Genomic DNA, 17258 nt, shown 5'->3' with positions numbered 1-17258 from the left:
CAGTTTTGCTGAGCATTTGGCCGTCCATTGCCTTGATTTCCAGTGTTAAATCCTGCAGATGACACTCTTGCAATAGGTGGCGAGGGAGCTTGCTCCCGCTGGGCTGCGTAGCGGCCCCAAAATCCTGTAAGTCATCACAAGTTTTGTGAGCGCTTTGAATCCAACAGGCGCAAGTCCCCTCGCCACAGGTGAGGCATCTATCAGATCAATGGCTGCCTGAATGCCCGAAACCACCCGCGCCGCGCTCGGTCTCGACGAACTCGTCGACCATCTCGAAATGCGCCTGCACCACTGGCACCAGAACCAGCTGAGCCAGACGTTCGCCTACAACCATATTGAAGTCGGTCTGGCCGCGGTTCCAGCAGGACACCATCAACGGGCCCTGGTAGTCGGAGTCGATCAGGCCAACCAGGTTGCCCAGCACGATACCGTGCTTATGACCCAGGCCCGAGCGCGGCAGAATCAATGCGGCGAGGCCAGGATCGCCGATGTACACCGACAGTCCGGTCGGGATCAGCAACGTTTCACCTGGTTTGATGACGGTGTCTTTTTCCAGCATGGCGCGCAGGTCCAGGCCGGCGGAGCCTGGGGTGGCGTACTGTGGCAGCGGGAATTCGCTGCCGATGCGTGGGTCGAGGATCTTGGCTTGCAAAGCGTGCATGTAAATTAAACCTGGTTCAGACGTTCGGCGATAAAAGTGATCAGCTGGCGGGCAATCTTGCTCTTGCTGGTCTGGGCGAAAAGTGTGGCGTGTAGTTCACGGTCGATCACGCTGCAAGCGTTTTCTTCGCTGTTGAAGCCAATACTCGGGTTGGCGACGTCGTTGGCGACGATCAAATCGAGATTCTTGTCTTTCAGCTTGCGTGCGGCGTAATCGAGCAGGTGTTCGGTTTCGGCAGCGAAACCGACACTGAACGGACGGTCGGGACGGGTAGCGATGGTGGCCAGGATGTCCGGGTTACGCACCATTTGTAGCAACAAGCCGTCGCCGCTCGTAGGATCTTTCTTGAGTTTCTGTGGCGCGACGACTTCCGGGCGGTAGTCGGCAACTGCGGCGGAGGCAATAAACAGATCGCACGGGATTGCGGCTTCGCAGGCAGCGAGCATGTCGCGGGCGCTGACCACATCGATTCGCGTCACGCGATCCGGCGTTGGCAGGTGGACCGGGCCCGTAATCAGGGTCACTCGGGCACCCGCTTCAACCGCTGCTTCGGCCAGGGCAAAGCCCATTTTTCCCGAGCTGTGGTTGGTGATGTAGCGAACCGGATCAATGTTTTCCTGGGTTGGACCGGCCGTGATCAGCACGTGCTTGCCGGTCAACGCCTGACGCTGGAAGCAGTCCGCCGCGCACTGGGCGAGATCGTTGGCTTCGAGCATGCGCCCCATGCCGACATCGCCGCAAGCCTGGCTGCCGGAGGCTGGGCCGAAGACTTTCAGGTCACGACTTTCGAGGGTCTGCAGGTTCGATTGGGTTGCCGGGTCGCGCCACATGGCTTGATTCATGGCGGGCGCCACGGCAACAACAGCATCAGTGGCCAGCACCAGCGTGGTCAGCAGGTCGTCGGCAATCCCCTGTGCCAAGCGGGCGATCAGGTCTGCGGTAGCGGGGGCGATCAACACCAGATCGGCCCATTTCGCCAGCTCGATGTGGCCCATTGCGGCTTCGGCTGCCGGGTCCAGCAGGTCCAGATGGACCGGGTGGCCGGACAACGCCTGCATGGTCAGCGGCGTGATGAATTCGCTGCCACCACGGGTCATGACCACGCGCACTTCGGCGCCCTGGTCGATCAGTCGGCGAACCAGCTCAGCGCTCTTGTAGGCAGCGATGCCGCCGCCGACGCCCAGAACAATGCGTTTCCGATACAGCCGCTGCATAGGTCTGCCTTTCAATTCGTTGGTGACTGCATGGCGAAACCCCCTCCCCAGGGATGAATTCGCCTGCAAAAAAGATGGGCTAAGATATCACAGCGACCGCTATGGAACAGCGGCGCCCACAGACAGGGAGGTGCTATGAGTATTCGCGATTGGCCGGCGGCCGAGCGACCGCGGGAAAAGCTTCTTGAACAGGGCTCGGCGAGCCTTTCAGACGCAGAGTTGTTGGCAATTTTTCTACGGACCGGTGTGTCTGGCAGGAGCGCAGTGGACGTTGCGCGTCACTTGCTGAGCAAGTTTGGCAGCCTGCGTGCGTTGCTGGAGGCGGATCAGCCGACGTTCAGCAGGGAGTTGGGGCTCGGTCCCGCCAAGTTCGCACAGCTGCAAGCGGTTCAGGAAATGGGTCGACGGCACATGGCCGAGCGTTTGCGCAACAAATCGGCGCTGGAGAATCCTCAAGCTGTTCGTGATTACCTCAAAGCCTTGCTGCGCCATGAGCAGCATGAGGTGTTCGGTTGTCTGTTTCTGGACTCCAGGCATCAGGTGCTGACCTTTGAAGCGCTGTTTCACGGCTCCATCGACAACACCAGCGTCCATCCCCGGCAGGTGGTCAAGCGTGCGCTGGCCAACAATGCCGCGGCACTGATCCTCTGCCACAACCACCCCTCAGGCAACGCCACTCCCAGCCAGGCGGACCGTAGATTGACCAAACGCCTGCAAGAGGCATTGCTGCTGGTTGATGTGCGGGTTCTTGACCACTTCATCGTCGGTGACGGCGACCCGCTGTCCATGGCCGAGTACGGCTGGATGTGACTGTGGCGAAAATGAGATTCCTGTAGGAGGGAGCGCGCTCTCTCCCACAGGTAATCTCGAAGTGGATTACTTCAGGTTGACCTTCGAGTAGTCCTGGCGACCAAACGGGCTGACAGCGTATCCCTCGACTTGCTTGCGCATCAGGGCGAATGCGGTGGGGTGCGCCAGCGGCAGCCATAGCGCTTGTTGCTGGATCTGCGCCTGAGCCTGCTCGTAGAGCTTGGTGCGCACACCTTGCTCCCCGGTGGTCTTGCCGGCGCTGATCAGCTTGTCCAGATCCTGGTTGCAGTAGCGCGCGAAGTTGGTGCCCGACTTGACCGCGGCGCAGGAAAACTGCGGGGTGAGGAAGTTATCGGGGTCACCGTTGTCGCCAGCCCAGCCCATGAACAGCAGGTCATGTTCGCCCGCTTTGGCGCGGCGGATCACTTCACCCCATTCGATCACGCGGATCTCGGCCTGAATGCCGATTTGAGCCAGGTCGGATTGCAGCATTTGCGCGCCGAGACTTGGGTTCGGGTTAAGCAAGCTGCCGGAAGGGCGGGTCCAGATCGTGGTCTGGAAACCGTCCTTGAGACCTGCCTTGGCCATCAGGGAGCGGGCTTTTTCAGCGTCGTGAGCGTAGCCGGGCAAGCCTTTGGCGTAGCTCCAGGTGTTGGGCGGGTAAGGCCCGCTGGCAGGCTCGGCAGTGTCTTCGAACACCGCTTTGATGTAGTTAGCCTTATCGAAGGCCAGGTTGATAGCCTGGCGTACTTCCGGCTTGTCCAGCGGGGGGTGCTGGCTGTTGATGGCCACGAACGCGGTCATGAACGCGTCAGTCTTTTCTACTTTCAGTGTCGGCTCTTTCAGCGCGGCCTGCACGTCCAGAGGCTTGGGCGACAGGGCGATCTGGCATTCGTTACGACGCAGTTTCTGCAGGCGCACGTTGGCATCCGGAGTAATGGCGAAGATCAGCGGGTCCACCGCAGGCTTGCCACCGAAGTAGTCCGGATTGGCCTTGTAGCGAATCGACGCATCTTTCTGAAAGCGCGTGAAAATGAACGGACCGGTGCCGACCGGCTGACTGTTGAGCTTTTCCGGGGTGCCGGCCTTCATCAGCTTGTCGGCGTATTCGGCCGGATAGATCGAAGCGAAGCCCATGCTCAAGGTCGGCAGAAAGGTCGAGTCAGGGTGGTCAAGCGTGAAGCGCACCGTCAGTGGGTCCAGCGCATCGATCTTCTTGATCAGCGCAGGCAGCTGCATCGACTGAGCATGCGGGAAGCCGCTCTGGGCAACTTTGTGCCACGGGTTGGCCGGGTCGAGCATGCGGTCGAAGCTGAACTTCACGTCCTCTGCGGTCAGGTCGCGGGTAGGGGTGAAGTAGTCCGTTCGATGGAATTTCACATTGGGGTGCAATTTGAAGACGTAGGTCAGACCGTCGGGTGTGACTTCCCAGCTGTCCGCCAGGCTGGCGACGACTTTGCCGCTGGCTGTATCGAAGTCCACCAGCCGGTTCATCAACACATCAGCGGAAGCGTTGGTGGTGGTCAGCGAGTTGTACTGAACCACGTCAAACCCTTCAGGGCTGGCCTCGGTGCAGACGCTCAGGGCTGCGGCCATTGCCTGCGGGCTGAGCAGAAGCGGGGCGAGTAACAGGGGTAGGGCAGCGAGGCGCATGGTCGGATTCCTTTACAGATCGAAGGCCCATCTGCAAGTGCAGTCTGGAAAAGGCTTACCCTAGATGGCTCTTTTGCAAATGACTATCCCCTTTTTCATTTTGGGGGGACTATGTGCGACTGATTTCCGTGTGCACAGATCGAGAAAATCTGAAATTGGCCCATTGGCCGATTCTCTGCGACGAGCGGTCGATATCGGTCACAGCCTTTATCCAAAGCGCTCACCGCCCGAAAAATGGGGTTTTTATCAACTCAACGCACACAGAATGTTGTTGCTCTGTGGTCTTTCTGGTATAAAGCAGCGCTCTTTTCTAGGGGCCCGGTTCCTTCACCTGGAGGTGTAGCCGGTAAGACCTCTAAAGAAACGCGGCGCCTGGCGCCAAATGACTGAGAGATTAAGCGGCCAACCCATGCCGGGTTGGGCATGTGGTTTTAGAGGGCTGAGGCATGTCGAGAGTATGTCAAGTTACCGGTAAGGGTCCGGTGACTGGGAATAACATTTCCCACGCAAATAACAAAACCCGTCGTCGTTTCCTGCCGAACCTGCAGCATCACCGCTTCTGGGTTGAAGAAGAGAAACGTTTCGTGCGTCTGCGCGTATCTGCCAAAGGCATGCGTATCATCGACAAGCGTGGCATCACTGTCGTGCTGGCCGAAATCCGCAAAGCTGGCAAGATCTAAGGGAGCTAATCATGCGTGAATTGATTCGTTTGATTTCGAGCGCCGGTACTGGTCACTTCTACACTACCGACAAGAACAAGCGCACTACTCCGGACAAAATCGAGATCAAGAAATTTGATCCGGTTGTTCGCAAGCACGTGATCTACAAAGAAGGCAAAATCAAGTAATTGATTTTTCTCTCTTACGGAAAAGGCCCGTATCGCGAGATACGGGCCTTTTTTGTTGCCAGTTTTCCGGTATTACGCCGAATCAGCCGCAGTACATCCGGATGACCATGCCGTTGATATCGGTGAAAATTCGTAAGCGGGTGGGCTCGAATTCCGGAGTATTACGATTGACCACGACACTGGCCGCGCGCGAATCCACGCGGGCCTTCTCCTTGTTTTGCTGAGTGAGGTACTGGCCGACCAGGTCTTCTTGCGCCCACCGTGTATTGCATTGCTGCGGTGACGTATCGGCCTGAACCGAAGTCAGGCTCGCTGCAAAGGTGAATCCAGCCAGCAGGCTCGTATTGAATAATGTGCTCATGTTAATTCGCTTCCCTGTGAATAATGAGGTTCTGACTACTGGTGCCAGTAGCTGAAACAGCATCCGGTATGGTCCGTAACCGAGTGCAGTAACTATGTATGCCACTCGACGCAGGCCGGTCCGGATTCACACGACAGGTTGACGAAAAAAGCCCGTCGCGATGGACGGGCTTTTCGGGATAGCGGGGCTGGTGTCAGGCTTTTGGTTCAAACGCCACATAGATCTTGCGGCAGGGCTCCAGCACTTCCCAGGTGCCGCGGAATCCGGCCGGAATGACAAAACGATCACCCGCACGCACCGTTTTGCTGTTGCCATCGTTGTCGCGCAACACTGAAACACCCTGAACGATTTCGCAGTACTCATGTTCGGTGAAGTTCACGTGCCACTGGCCGATCGCGCCTTCCCAAACCCCCGCGTTCAGCTGACCACAGGGGCTGTTGTAGTGGTTATACACCGCTTGCTCGGGGTCGCCCTTGAGGATTTTTGCCGGGTCTGGCCGGTAACGATCAGGCTGAGTGTTGGCTTGGCTGAAATCGACGATGTCCTGGATGCTCATTGTTGTAATCCCCAGTGATTGCGTTGGAAAGCGCAAAGTCTATGTTTATTAAAATGAACATCGCAAGGCCGTTTGCCGGCCTTATGTCAAATATATTGAAACTTGACCTGTCGCTGGTTTAGGGTGGCGGTTGCCTTTGGCCGAACACGCTGGCTGGCCGGGCAGAATTCCTGTGAGCGTCTGCGAAGAACGCTGGGCGCTCGTATTCAACAAGAGGAGGACACTCGTATGACCACCCTGACTCGTGCCGATTGGGAACAACGTGCTCGCGATCTGAAGATCGAAGGCCGCGCCTACATCAATGGCGAATACACCGATGCTGTCTCCGCCGAAACCTTCGAGTGCATCAGCCCGGTCGATGGACGTCTGCTGGGCAAGATCGCCAGCTGTGAAGCCGCCGATGCCCAGCGCGCTGTTGAAAACGCCCGCGCCACGTTCAATTCCGGCGTCTGGTCGCGCCTGGCGCCGACCAAACGCAAAGCCACCATGATTCGTTTTGCCGGCCTGTTGAAACAGCACGCCGAAGAGTTGGCCCTGCTTGAAACGCTGGACATGGGCAAGCCCATCAGCGACTCCCTGTACATCGACGTTCCAGGCGCGGCGCAAGCCCTGAGCTGGAGCGGTGAAGCCATCGACAAAATCTACGACGAAGTTGCCGCTACTCCGCATGATCAGTTGGGTCTGGTCACCCGCGAGCCGGTCGGTGTCGTTGGCGCGATCGTGCCGTGGAACTTCCCTTTGATGATGGCGTGCTGGAAACTCGGCCCGGCGCTGTCCACCGGTAACTCGGTGATCCTCAAACCGTCCGAAAAATCCCCTCTGACTGCCATCCGCATCGCTGCGCTGGCCGTTGAAGCCGGTATCCCGAAAGGCGTGCTGAACGTCCTGCCGGGCTATGGTCACACCGTCGGCAAGGCCCTGGCCCTGCATAACGATGTCGACACGCTGGTATTCACCGGTTCGACCAAGATTGCCAAGCAACTGTTGATCTACTCCGGCGAATCGAACATGAAGCGCGTCTGGCTGGAAGCCGGCGGCAAGAGCCCGAACATCGTGTTTGCCGATGCCCCGGACCTGCAAGCGGCCGCCGAATCGGCTGCCGGCGCCATCGCCTTCAACCAGGGTGAGGTTTGCACCGCCGGTTCCCGTCTGTTGGTCGAGCGTTCGATCAAGGATAAATTCCTGCCGCTGGTGATCGAGGCACTGAAAACCTGGAAGCCGGGCAATCCTCTGGACCCAGCGACCAACGTTGGCGCGCTGGTGGATACCCAGCAAATGAACACCGTGCTGTCCTATATCGAATCCGGTCATGCCGATGGCGCCAAACTGGTGGCCGGTGGCAAGCGCATTCTGCAGGAAACTGGTGGCACCTACGTTGAACCGACGATTTTCGACGGCGTCAGCAATGCGATGAAGATCGCCCAGGAAGAGATTTTCGGCCCGGTACTGTCGGTTATCACCTTTGATAGCGCTGAAGAAGCGGTCCAGATTGCCAACGACACGCCGTACGGTTTGGCCGCTGCAGTGTGGACTGCCGATATTTCCAAGGCTCACCTGACCGCCAAGGCACTGCGCGCCGGTAGCGTCTGGGTCAACCAATACGATGGCGGCGACATGACCGCGCCGTTCGGTGGCTTCAAGCAGTCGGGCAACGGCCGCGACAAATCGCTGCACGCCTTCGACAAATACACCGAGCTGAAGGCGACCTGGATCAAGTTGTAAGTCAGTGAGGGAGGCCTGTTAAGAACAGTTCTCCCAAACGACACAGATCCCTTGTGGGAGCGAGCTTTTGTGGTGAGGGGATTTATCCCCGTTCGGCTGCAAAGCAGTCGCAAGACCAGTGCACGCGGTGTGTTTGATACTGCGTTGTTGCAGGTTTTGCGGCCGCTGTGCGACCTGGCGGGGATAAATCCCCTCGCCACAAAGGCTCGCTCCCACAGTGTTTTGTGCAGTCTGAAGAAATAATATCCACAGGAGCGTGGAGCATGCGTTGGGCGACGTATTTCGCCGTATTGGCGTCTGTCTTGAGTGTTGGTCTGGCCTTGGGCGTCAGTATGCCGTTGGTGTCGTTTCGCCTGGAAAGCTGGGGTTACGGCTCGTTTGCGATCGGTGTCATGGCGGCGATGCCAGCGATTGGCGTATTGCTGGGTGCGAAAATTTCCAGCCATCTGGCGGCGCGTCTTGGCACCGCCAATCTGATGCGTATTTGCCTTTGGGCCGGTGCGCTATCCATCGGCTTGCTGGCGATATTGCCCACCTATCCCGTCTGGCTGGTGCTGCGGCTGATGATCGGGGTGATCCTGACCCTCGTGTTCATCCTCGGCGAAAGCTGGATCAACCAGCTCGTGGTCGAGCAATGGCGTGGACGCCTGGTCGCGCTCTATGGCAGCGCCTACGCGTTAAGTCAGTTGGCAGGACCGTTGTTGCTGGGCGCCGTGGGGACTGATCACGATTATGGTTTCTGGGTCGGCGTCGGCTTGCTGACGGCAGCACCGTTCTTGTTGCTGGGCCGTAGCGGGGCGCCCACCAGCGAAGCGTGCAGTGTGACCTTCAAGGATTTGCTCGGCTTCTGTCGCGGACTACCGGCGATCGCCTGGGCGGTCTCGCTGTTCGCGGCGTTCGAAGCGATGATCCTGACCTTGTTGCCGGTATATTGCCTGCGTCAGGGGTTCACCACCGAAATCGCCCTGGCGATGGTCAGCACCGTGGTAGTCGGCGATGCCCTGTTGCAGTTGCCCATTGGCGCGCTGGCGGATCGTTTGTCGAGGCGCACGTTGTTCACCGGTTGTGCGGTGATTCTGTTGGTGTCCAGTCTGGCGATTCCACTGTTGATCGATACGCTGCTGATCTGGCCGTTATGGGTACTGTTTGGTGCCAGTGCGGGCGGTCTGTTCACCTTGTCGCTGATTCTCATCGGTGAACGCTATCGTGATGATGCGCTGGTCCGCGCTAACGCCCATATCGCGCAATTGTGGGGGATCGGTTGCCTGATCGGGCCACTGGCCGCGGGTGCGGGCAGCCAGTGGATCAGCGGCCACGCGCTGCCGTTGTTAATGGCGGCGGGGGCGTTCGGATTAGTGATTCTACTGTTGCGACAAGGTGCATTTGGCGCCGTACAGCCCGCCTGAACCTGTAGCAGTGTGGCGAGGGGATTTATCCCCGTTCGGCTGCGCAGCAGTCGTAAAGATATCGGGGCCGCTGCGCGACCCAGCGGGGATAAATCCCCTCGCCACAGCTTCGCCAGCTGCTACAGGAATCAGCGTCTGCTCCGGTTGCTACAACATCCGTTCCAAGCCGACTGCCGTACTGAACCACGCGTTGAAGCGGCGCCACATACTGCCCGGTTCCTTGGTCAGGACGTGCATCTTGCCATCATCTTCTGTCACCCAGACGAGACGATCATCGACCAGTTTCACCTGATAACTCAGGGGCGGCGCCATCCCTTCCAGTGCTGATTTGCGTACATGCGCGGCGAGTTCGGGGCTGTCCACCAACACGCCGACTTCGGTGTTCCACAGCACCGAGCGCGGATCGAAGTTGAACGAGCCGATAAAGGATTTCTGCTGATCGAAAATCATCGCCTTGCTGTGCAGGCTGGAATCAGAGCCCCGATAGGATTTGCTGTAGAAAATATGCGGTCCGCTGCCGCCACCTTCGCCAGGTTGGCGGCGCAATTCATACAGCTTCACGCCGTGCTCCAGCAGTGCCTTGCGATAAGGCGCATAACCGCCATGCACCGCCGGTACGTCAGTGGCCTCCAGTGAGTTGGTCAGCAGGCTCACCGAGACGCCGGCATCGGCGCGGCCGGTCAGGTACACCAATCCTGGCTGGCCCGGAACGAAGTAAGCCGAAATCATGATCAGCTCTTTGCTCACACCCCTGAGCTCGGGTGCCAACTGAGTGGTCAGCAGCAGATGCGGGTCGGGGTCCCCCTTGGCCAGGACCTTGCTCGGTGCGTCCCACAATGCCTGGTTCCAGGCCCAGATCAGCTCCCGGCGCCAGATATCCAGGCGCGGATGAGTGGTGTAAGTCATCAGTTGCTGATACAGCGCATGGTTCTGCTTGCGGGTCTCTTGCAGCGATGCTTCCAGTTGCGTCCGGGTATCTTGCAGGTCTTTTTGCGTCGGTTTACTGGACAGGAATGCGTCGATGGGTTTGCTCAGCGCGCTGTTCCAGTATTGATCGAAGCTGTGACCGAGCTGCTCGGCAACCGGGCCAACGCTGAGCATGTCGATGTCGGTGAAATTCAGATTGGGCTTGGCGTCGAAATACTCGTCCCCCAGATTGCGGCCGCCAACGATGGCCACGCTGTTGTCCGCCAGCCACAATTTGTTGTGCATACGCCGGTGTTGCTGCGACAAGTTGAGCAGTCGGCCCATCGCCCGTGTAACACCCGTTGAGCGGCCCAAGTGCAGCGGATTGAACAGGCGGATCTGGATGTGTGGATGCGCCGCCAACGTGGCTATAGTCCAGTCCAGACCATCGCTGGTGGTGTCGTCGAGCAGGATTCTCACCCGCACGCCACGGTCGGCCGCCTTCAACAATTCCTCCACCAGCATGCGGGTGCTGATGCCGTCATGAACGATGTAGTACTGCAGATCAAGACTGCTCTGGGCATTGCGGATCAGCTCGGCGCGGGCCATGAAGGCTTCGCTGCTATTGGTTAGCAAGCGAAAGCCCGACTTCCCTTCGTAGGGCGCGGCCTGAGCCTGGATTGAACGACCAAATGACGAATCGCTGGCGGGTAGCGCCTGGCTCGGTTCGCGTTGAACATCGAAGCTGGCACAGCCGCTCAGGAGCAAGGCGAATAGCAAAAAAGCGAGCAGGGGCTGTCTGGCTCTCACGTAGGATCGTTCCGTTTGGCGGCTGGGGTCGGCATATGGACGCTGGTTTCCGGATAAAGGTCAGTCGTTGTTGCCGTCAGTTTCTGCCAGCAGCTTGATGGCCGCCGCGCCCACCTTGCGAACAGCTTCTTCGATCAGGGGTGTCGGTTTGGCAGCGTAGTTCATCCGCAGGCAATTGCGGTATTTGCCCGAGGCGGAAAAAATGCTGCCGACGGCGATCTGTACGCCTTCATCGTGCAACGCGCGATTCAGTTTCAGGGTGTCGAACCCTTCCGGCAATTCGACCCAGAGCATGAAGCTGCCCTGGGGCCGACTGGCGCGAGTACCGGCCGGGAAGTAGCGTGTGACCCAGTCAATCATCAAGTCGCGATTGCGTTGATATTGTGTACGCATCCGCCGCAAATGCGGCTCGAAGTGTCCTGCCTTGAGGAATTCTGCTATCGCGATCTGCGGCTGCGGAGCCGTGGAACCGGTGCTGATGTATTTCATGTGCAGCACGCGTTCCAGATAACGGCCCGGCGCCACCCAGCCGATGCGCAATCCGGGCGCCAGGGTTTTGGAAAACGAACTGCACAGCAGGACGCGGCCGTCTTCGTCGAAGGATTTGATCGTGCGCGGTCGTGGATAGGTGTAGGCCAGTTCGCCATACACATCGTCCTCGATAATCGCCACGTCGAAACGCTGTGCGAGCGTCAACAACGCCCGTTTGCGTGACTCCGGCATGATGTAGCCCAGCGGGTTGTTGCAGTTGGGGGTCAGCTGTATGACCTTGATCGGCCATTGTTCCAATGCCAGTTCGAGCGCATCGAGGCTGATCCCGGTGAGCGGATCCGTGGGGATTTCCAGGGCCTTCATGCCCAGCCCTTTGAGGGTTTGCATGGCGCCATGAAAGCTCGGCGAATCCACCGCCACGATGTCACCCGGCTCGCAAATCGCCCGAATGCTGGTGGACAGGGCTTCGTGGCAACCGGTTGTCACAACCAGCTCGGCGGCAGTTAACTGACAGCCGGAGTCGAGCATCAGGCGTGCAATCTGCTCGCGCAATTCGAGGGTGCCGTGAATGTTGTCGTAGTACAGGCCGGGCATGTCCTGCCGACGGCTGATTCTGGCGAGGCTGCGCAGCAAGGGTTTCATGGTCGGGGTGGTGATATCGGGCATGCCCCGGCCCAGTTGCACCACATCCTTGCGCGGTACTGCGCGAATGAGTTCCAGCACCTGATCCCACTGAGAAATATCCACCGGCCGCTGAGCGGGGCGGCCAATCGCCGGCAGCTCAGGCAGATCACGACTGACCGGAACGAAGTAGCCGGATTTGGGTTTCGGCATTGCCAATCCGCTGTCTTCCAGCACCCGATAGGCTTGCTGAACCGTGCTCAGGCTCACGCCGTGCTCGACACTCAAGGCCCGCACCGATGGCAGCCGGTCACCGGGGCGATAGAAGCCCTGTTCAATACGCGTGCCGAGCAATTCGGCGAGGTTGACGTAAAGGGTCATGGCGCAGTCTCGGTGTGGGTGATTCGGTTAACCAGTACAGATGGGTCGAAAATATTGGATTCAGACGGTAATACGTGGAATCTGTATGGAGTTAATACAGTGTTGCTGAATCTGTATTGCTTTTTGCCTCCCGCGCATCATGAAAGCTCTGGCTACCCAAGTAAACAGGAGCAATCAAAATGAACGGCTTGAGCGATGTGCGGCTGACGTTACACAGTCAGGAACTGGCGGCAGGGCAAAAGAATGGCACGCGTGAGGCGATGATGCGCAATGCGCCTTCGTGCCTGGGTCGCTGGAACTTGTTCTGGCATCGTCTGCACACGCGCAAGGCGTTGCTGGACTTGACGCCGGAGCAGTTGAAGGATGTCGGGCTGAGTCGGGAGCAGGCGCGGGAGGAGGGGCTTAAGCCGTTCTGGCACCTGTGATATGACACGCGGTCCCCTGTAGGAGCTGCCGCAGGCTGCGATCTTTTGATGTTGATCTTAAAAGCAACATCAAAAGATCGCAGCCTGCGGCAGCTCCTACATTGGGCGTCTTTGATCCTTGGATTTGGGGGTCAAACCAACTCTTTAAGTCGATGCCACAACATTCCCAACGCCAACAACGGCGAGCGCAAATGCTTGCCGCCCGGGAACGTGATATGCGGCACTTTGGCAAACAGATCGAACCCTCCACCCTGCTGCCCGCTGATCGCCTCAGCCAACAACTTGCCCGCCAGGTGCGTGGCATTCACCCCATGTCCCGAGTAAGCCTGGGCGTAATACACATTCGGCTGATCCTTGAGCCGGCCGATCTGCGGGAGACGGTTGGCGCCGATGCCGATCATGCCGCCCCACTGAAAATCGATCTTCACACCGCCCAATTGTGGAAACACCTCGAGCATCTTCGGTCGCATGTACGCGGCGATGTCGTTCGGATCGCGTCCTGAATAGTGGCAGGCGCCGCCAAACAGCAAGCGTCGGTCTGCCGAGAGGCGGTAGTAATCCAGCGCCACCCGCTGATCACACACCGCCATGTTTTGCGGCAGCAGCGCATGGGCCTGTTCTTCGCTCAAGGGTTCGGTGGCAATGATGTAGCTGCCGGCGGGCAGCACTTTGCCGCTGAGATCGGGATTCAAATCATTGAGGTAGGCATTGCAGCCCAGCACCAGCGTTTTGGCGCGTACCGAACCGTGGGCGGTATGAACCTTCACCTCTGTGCCGTAGTCGATGCGCGTCACCGTTGATTGCTCGAACAGCTTCACTCCGAGTTGCTGTGCGGCCGCCGCTTCGCCAAGTGCCAGGTTGAGTGGATGCAAGTGCCCGGAGCCCATGTCGATCAGGCCGCCGACGTAGCGGTCCGACCCTACCACCGAGTGCATTTCATTGGCTTGCAGCAGACGGGTTTCGTAGCGATAGCCGAGGCTGCGCAGTTCTGCGGCGTCTTCAGCGAAACCTTCCAGATCACCTGGCTTGTTCGCCAGATCGCAATAGCCCCAGGTCAGGTCACACGGAATCTGGAAGCGCTCGACGCGTTGACGGACGATTTCCACGGCCTCCAGCCCCATGAGCTTCATCAGGCGCACGCCGTCCGCGCCGATCACATTGGCGAATTGATCGAGGCCATGGCCGACGCCGCGAATCAACTGCCCGCCGTTGCGTCCGCTGGCACCCCAGCCAATCTTGCGGGCTTCAAGCAGCACCACGCTGAAGCCCCGATCAGCCAGTTCCAGCGCGGTGTTCAACCCGGAAAACCCGCCCCCGACCACGCACACATCGGTGACCACTTCGCCTTCGAGCATCGGTAGATCAGGCTGAGGCAGGCTGCTGGCGGCGTAGTAAGAGGCCGTGTGCTGGCCAGGAGCAGGTTGCTGGGCACGGGCATTCATGTGCGTGTTCCTGATTCTTGTGTTTGGAAAATTTGACGGAGCATAAGCCGGACCTTCAAGCACGGGCAACACTGGTCGGTTGCTGCTGTCTGGATCAGGGCTTTTGCGTCAGAATTGCGCTCTATTTCGCAATCGGTCATCGCTTCGATGAGCTGCAACAGTCAGAAAATCCGCACCCTGCGACAGCAGATACCCTCTTTCGAGTGCGTGCCCGGCTGCCATGATTGCTGCGGTCCGGTGACTACTTCGCCGGAAGAAATGTCCCGTCTGCCGCGCAAGACCCGTGCGGAGCAGGATGCCGCGATGGATGAGCTCAACTGTGTGCACCTGGGCCCGAATGGCTGCACGGTGTATGACGAGCGTCCGTTGATTTGCCGACTGTTTGGTACGACCAAAACTTTGCCATGCCCCAATGGACGCGGGCCAGTTGAGCTGATTCATCCGCGGGTCGAGAAGCAGATCCATGAATACATGGCGTCGACCCGGCAGGTCCTTGTCTGAGGGAAGACCGAGTCGCCTGTAATCGCTAGCAGGCTAGCTCCCACACTGGATCTGTGTCATGCCCGGGATGTGTGTCCGCTGCAGATCAACCGTGGGAGCTAGCCTGCTAGCGATGGGGTCTGAACAGACACCACAACGTCTCAGTCCGGAATCGGCAAGCTCAAGCTCTCCTTCACCTCTTCCATCACGATATAGCTCTTGGACTCGCGCACATGCGGCAGTTTGAGCAGGATGTCGCCCAGCAATTTGCGGTACGAAGCCATTTCGGAAATTCGTGCCTTCACCAGATAGTCGAAATCCCCTGACACCAGGTGGCATTCCAATACGTGGGGCAGCTTCAGCACCGCACGCCGGAACTCTTCGAAAGTATCGCCGGATTTGTAGTCGAGGCTGATCTCGACGAACACCAGAAGACTCCCCTTGAGGTGTTGCGGATTGAGCCGGGCGTTATAGCCCATGATGATCCCTTCGCGCTCCAGCCGCCGGACCCGCTCGGTACAGGGCGTGGTCGAGAGCCCGACCTTTTCCCCAAGCTCCGTAAACGAGATGCGTCCGTCCGCTTGCAGGATCCGCAGGATGTTGCGGTCTATCTTGTCCAGCTCACGTTTGGTCTGAGTGTTGGTACGCATAGGGGATGCGCCTCCGTGAAAAGGGTTTTTGCCGAGAATTGTCGCCAAATATAGGCACTTATATAGTGAAATGCACTGCCTAAACTTTTTTACACTGCGCACATCAATGCTGAATACAACAAACGTCAGCGGTAAACCGCGATGAGGGATATGAAAATGCGCGTTATGGTCTTGGGTAGCGGCGTCATCGGTACAGCCAGTGCTTATTATCTGGCCCGTGCCGGGTTTGAAGTGGTGGTGGTGGACCGTCAGCCGGCCGCTGCGATGGAGACCAGTTTCGCCAACGCCGGGCAGGTATCGCCAGGTTATGCCTCGCCGTGGGCCGCACCGGGCGTTCCGCTCAAGGCCATCAAGTGGCTGCTGGAGCGTCACGCACCGCTGGCGATCAAAGCCACTGCCGACATCGATCAGTACCTGTGGATGGCGCAAATGCTGCGCAACTGCACCGCCAGCCGTTACGCGGTGAACAAGGAGCGCATGGTCCGCCTGTCCGAGTACAGCCGTGACTGCCTCGACGAATTGCGCGCCGAAACCGGCATCGCCTACGAAGGCCGCAGCCTCGGTACGACCCAACTGTTCCGCACCCAGGCCCAGCTCGATGGCGCCGCAAAAGACATCGCCGTGTTGAAAGAGTCCGGCGTGCCGTTCGAATTGCTCGACCGCGCCGGTATTGCTCGGGTTGAACCGGCCCTGGCCAGCGTCACCGACATCCTCGCCGGTGCACTGCGCCTGCCAAATGACCAGACCGGCGACTGCCAGATCTTCACCACTCGCCTGGCTGAAATGGCCGTGAAACTGGGTGTGGAATTCCGCTTTGGCCAGGACATCCAGAAGCTCGACTACGCCGGTGATCGCATCAACGGCGTGTGGATCGACGGCAAACTGGAAACGGCTGACCGCTATGTGCTGGCCCTCGGCAGCTACTCGCCGCAACTGCTCAAGCCGCTGGGCATCAAGGCCCCGGTGTATCCGCTCAAGGGTTACTCCCTGACCGTGCCGATCACCAACCCGGCGATGGCCCCGACCTCGACCATTCTCGACGAGACCTACAAGGTCGCGATCACCCGTTTCGATAACCGCATCCGTGTGGGCGGCATGGCTGAGATAGCCGGTTTTGACCTGTCGCTGAACCCGCGTCGACGCGAAACCCTGGAGATGATCGTCAACGACCTCTATCCTCAGGGCGGTGATCTGACCCAGGCGAGCTTCTGGACCGGCCTGCGTCCAACCACGCCGGACGGAACCCCAATCGTAGGGGCCACACCGTTCAGCAATCTGTTCTTGAACACCGGTCACGGTACGCTTGGCTGGACCATGGCGTGTGGTTCCGGTCGCTTGTTGGCCGACCTGATGGCAAAGAAAACGCCGCAGATCAGCGCCGAAGGCCTCGATATTTCCCGTTACGGCAAAAAAATTCAGGAGTCCGCAAAACATGGCAATCCAGCGCCAGCTCACCAATGAGCGCATGAGTCAGATCGTCGCTCATAACGGCACCGTGTATCTGGCGGGGCAGGTCGGCGACGATTTAAACGCCGGGATTGAACAGCAAACCCGTGAAATACTCGCCAACATCGAGCGTTTGCTGGATCTGGCCGGGACCGACAAGAGCCACCTGCTGTCGGTGACGATTTACCTGAAAGACATTGATGCGCACTTCCAGGGCATGAATGCGGTGTGGGACAAGTGGCTGCCAAAAGGCGTTGCGCCGGCCCGTGCCACCGTCGAGTCGAAGTTGTGCAATCCGCAAATTCTGGTTGAGCTCTCGGTTGTAGCCGCTCTGCCATAAGCAAGATCCCTCTCCCGGTGCTACTGGCGGTTCAC

General features: G+C 58.8%; 18 protein-coding genes. 9 read left to right on the top strand and 9 right to left on the bottom strand.

The genetic code is table 11. The features are described 5' to 3' along the window. Positions 1–205: 205 nt before the first annotated feature. Both dut and coaBC read right to left on the bottom strand, forming a co-directional pair. Positions 206–661, bottom strand: coding sequence for a dUTP diphosphatase (gene dut, locus ACA063_RS28490; protein WP_497664204.1), 456 nt, complete (start codon positions 659–661; stop codon positions 206–208). A gap of 5 nt (positions 662–666) precedes the next feature. Further along, on the bottom strand, positions 667–1875 hold the full coding sequence (gene coaBC / locus ACA063_RS28485; protein ID WP_497664203.1) for a bifunctional phosphopantothenoylcysteine decarboxylase/phosphopantothenate--cysteine ligase CoaBC: 1209 nt from the start codon (positions 1873–1875) through the stop codon (positions 667–669). 135 nt (positions 1876–2010) lie between these two features. Between coaBC and radC the strand changes: the two genes are divergently transcribed. Further along, positions 2011–2685 (top strand): RadC family protein, encoded by a 675-nt coding sequence (radC, locus tag ACA063_RS28480; protein WP_497664202.1) that lies wholly within the window; start codon positions 2011–2013, stop codon positions 2683–2685. Between the two features lie 66 nt (positions 2686–2751). Here the strand turns inward: radC and ACA063_RS28475 are convergent, their stop codons facing one another. After that, positions 2752–4338 (bottom strand): ABC transporter substrate-binding protein, encoded by a 1587-nt coding sequence (locus ACA063_RS28475; RefSeq protein ID WP_497664201.1) that lies wholly within the window; start codon positions 4336–4338, stop codon positions 2752–2754. 446 nt (positions 4339–4784) lie between these two features. On the opposite strand from ACA063_RS28475, the gene rpmB reads away from it, so the two are divergent. Both rpmB and rpmG read left to right on the top strand, forming a co-directional pair. Further along, positions 4785–5018 carry a 50S ribosomal protein L28 gene (rpmB, locus tag ACA063_RS28470; protein ID WP_007894701.1) on the top strand — a complete coding sequence of 78 codons (234 nt, stop codon included), beginning with the start codon at positions 4785–4787 and terminating at the stop codon, positions 5016–5018. 11 nt (positions 5019–5029) lie between these two features. Further along, positions 5030–5185 (top strand): 50S ribosomal protein L33, encoded by a 156-nt coding sequence (gene rpmG / locus ACA063_RS28465; protein ID WP_007894709.1) that lies wholly within the window; start codon positions 5030–5032, stop codon positions 5183–5185. An 82-nt stretch (positions 5186–5267) separates the two neighbouring features. Here the strand turns inward: rpmG and ACA063_RS28460 are convergent, their stop codons facing one another. Both ACA063_RS28460 and ACA063_RS28455 read right to left on the bottom strand, forming a co-directional pair. After that, positions 5268–5546, bottom strand: coding sequence for a peptidase inhibitor (locus ACA063_RS28460; protein WP_497664200.1), 279 nt, complete (start codon positions 5544–5546; stop codon positions 5268–5270). 193 nt (positions 5547–5739) lie between these two features. Continuing rightward, a complete protein-coding gene (locus ACA063_RS28455) occupies positions 5740–6102 on the bottom strand; it encodes a cupin domain-containing protein (protein WP_497664199.1) in 363 nt (120 codons plus the stop codon). A gap of 228 nt (positions 6103–6330) precedes the next feature. Here ACA063_RS28455 and ACA063_RS28450 point away from each other — a divergent pair, with 228 nt between their 5' ends. Next, the gene (locus tag ACA063_RS28450; protein ID WP_497664198.1) at positions 6331–7824 is read left to right on the top strand and encodes an aldehyde dehydrogenase; all 1494 of its coding nucleotides are present in this window, start codon (positions 6331–6333) and stop codon (positions 7822–7824) included. Positions 7825–8087: 263 nt separating this feature from the next. Continuing rightward, positions 8088–9230 carry an MFS transporter gene (locus ACA063_RS28445; protein ID WP_497664197.1) on the top strand — a complete coding sequence of 381 codons (1143 nt, stop codon included), beginning with the start codon at positions 8088–8090 and terminating at the stop codon, positions 9228–9230. Positions 9231–9377: 147 nt separating this feature from the next. On the opposite strand, the gene ACA063_RS28440 is transcribed toward ACA063_RS28445, so the two are convergent. Continuing rightward, complete coding sequence (locus ACA063_RS28440) at positions 9378–10946, bottom strand: phospholipase D family protein (RefSeq protein WP_497664196.1); 1569 nt, start codon at positions 10944–10946, stop codon at positions 9378–9380. A gap of 60 nt (positions 10947–11006) precedes the next feature. Next, a complete protein-coding gene (locus ACA063_RS28435) occupies positions 11007–12440 on the bottom strand; it encodes an aminotransferase-like domain-containing protein (protein WP_497664195.1) in 1434 nt (477 codons plus the stop codon). Positions 12441–12619: 179 nt separating this feature from the next. On the opposite strand from ACA063_RS28435, the gene ACA063_RS28430 reads away from it, so the two are divergent. Then, complete coding sequence (locus tag ACA063_RS28430; protein ID WP_497664194.1) at positions 12620–12865, top strand: DUF1127 domain-containing protein; 246 nt, start codon at positions 12620–12622, stop codon at positions 12863–12865. A 131-nt stretch (positions 12866–12996) separates the two neighbouring features. On the opposite strand, the gene ACA063_RS28425 is transcribed toward ACA063_RS28430, so the two are convergent. After that, positions 12997–14307 carry an NAD(P)/FAD-dependent oxidoreductase gene (locus ACA063_RS28425; protein WP_497664193.1) on the bottom strand — a complete coding sequence of 437 codons (1311 nt, stop codon included), beginning with the start codon at positions 14305–14307 and terminating at the stop codon, positions 12997–12999. A 147-nt stretch (positions 14308–14454) separates the two neighbouring features. Between ACA063_RS28425 and ACA063_RS28420 the strand changes: the two genes are divergently transcribed. After that, on the top strand, positions 14455–14808 hold the full coding sequence (locus ACA063_RS28420) for a YkgJ family cysteine cluster protein (protein ID WP_007947437.1): 354 nt from the start codon (positions 14455–14457) through the stop codon (positions 14806–14808). Positions 14809–14948: 140 nt separating this feature from the next. On the opposite strand, the gene ACA063_RS28415 is transcribed toward ACA063_RS28420, so the two are convergent. Beyond that, positions 14949–15437 (bottom strand): Lrp/AsnC ligand binding domain-containing protein, encoded by a 489-nt coding sequence (locus ACA063_RS28415; RefSeq protein WP_003177284.1) that lies wholly within the window; start codon positions 15435–15437, stop codon positions 14949–14951. A gap of 156 nt (positions 15438–15593) precedes the next feature. On the opposite strand from ACA063_RS28415, the gene dadA reads away from it, so the two are divergent. Further along, entirely contained in the window at positions 15594–16898 is a 1305-nt protein-coding gene (gene dadA / locus ACA063_RS28410; protein WP_497664192.1) for a D-amino acid dehydrogenase, read from the top strand. Continuing rightward, positions 16870–17223, top strand: coding sequence for a RidA family protein (locus tag ACA063_RS28405; protein ID WP_497664191.1), 354 nt, complete (start codon positions 16870–16872; stop codon positions 17221–17223). Before dadA ends, ACA063_RS28405 begins: the two co-directional genes overlap by 29 nt. Positions 17224–17258: the final 35 nt, after the last annotated feature.

It is taken from the genome of Pseudomonas sp. LBUM1643 (genome assembly GCF_059716215.1).
The sequence above is the reverse complement of the archived record's forward strand: the minus strand, read 5'-3'. Positions and strand labels throughout refer to the sequence as shown.

Coding starts and splice junctions, on each gene's coding strand:
- dut (WP_497664204.1), bottom strand. CDS start 661: ATGCACGCTTTGCAAGCCAAGATCCTCGACCCACGCATCGGCAGCGAA.
- coaBC (WP_497664203.1), bottom strand. CDS start 1,875: ATGCAGCGGCTGTATCGGAAACGCATTGTTCTGGGCGTCGGCGGCGGC.
- radC (WP_497664202.1), top strand. CDS start 2,011: ATGAGTATTCGCGATTGGCCGGCGGCCGAGCGACCGCGGGAAAAGCTT.
- ACA063_RS28475 (WP_497664201.1), bottom strand. CDS start 4,338: ATGCGCCTCGCTGCCCTACCCCTGTTACTCGCCCCGCTTCTGCTCAGC.
- rpmB (WP_007894701.1), top strand. CDS start 4,785: ATGTCGAGAGTATGTCAAGTTACCGGTAAGGGTCCGGTGACTGGGAAT.
- rpmG (WP_007894709.1), top strand. CDS start 5,030: ATGCGTGAATTGATTCGTTTGATTTCGAGCGCCGGTACTGGTCACTTC.
- ACA063_RS28460 (WP_497664200.1), bottom strand. CDS start 5,546: ATGAGCACATTATTCAATACGAGCCTGCTGGCTGGATTCACCTTTGCA.
- ACA063_RS28455 (WP_497664199.1), bottom strand. CDS start 6,102: ATGAGCATCCAGGACATCGTCGATTTCAGCCAAGCCAACACTCAGCCT.
- ACA063_RS28450 (WP_497664198.1), top strand. CDS start 6,331: ATGACCACCCTGACTCGTGCCGATTGGGAACAACGTGCTCGCGATCTG.
- ACA063_RS28445 (WP_497664197.1), top strand. CDS start 8,088: ATGCGTTGGGCGACGTATTTCGCCGTATTGGCGTCTGTCTTGAGTGTT.
- ACA063_RS28435 (WP_497664195.1), bottom strand. CDS start 12,440: ATGACCCTTTACGTCAACCTCGCCGAATTGCTCGGCACGCGTATTGAA.
- ACA063_RS28430 (WP_497664194.1), top strand. CDS start 12,620: ATGAACGGCTTGAGCGATGTGCGGCTGACGTTACACAGTCAGGAACTG.
- ACA063_RS28425 (WP_497664193.1), bottom strand. CDS start 14,307: ATGAATGCCCGTGCCCAGCAACCTGCTCCTGGCCAGCACACGGCCTCT.
- ACA063_RS28420 (WP_007947437.1), top strand. CDS start 14,455: ATGAGCTGCAACAGTCAGAAAATCCGCACCCTGCGACAGCAGATACCC.
- ACA063_RS28415 (WP_003177284.1), bottom strand. CDS start 15,437: ATGCGTACCAACACTCAGACCAAACGTGAGCTGGACAAGATAGACCGC.
- dadA (WP_497664192.1), top strand. CDS start 15,594: ATGCGCGTTATGGTCTTGGGTAGCGGCGTCATCGGTACAGCCAGTGCT.
- ACA063_RS28405 (WP_497664191.1), top strand. CDS start 16,870: ATGGCAATCCAGCGCCAGCTCACCAATGAGCGCATGAGTCAGATCGTC.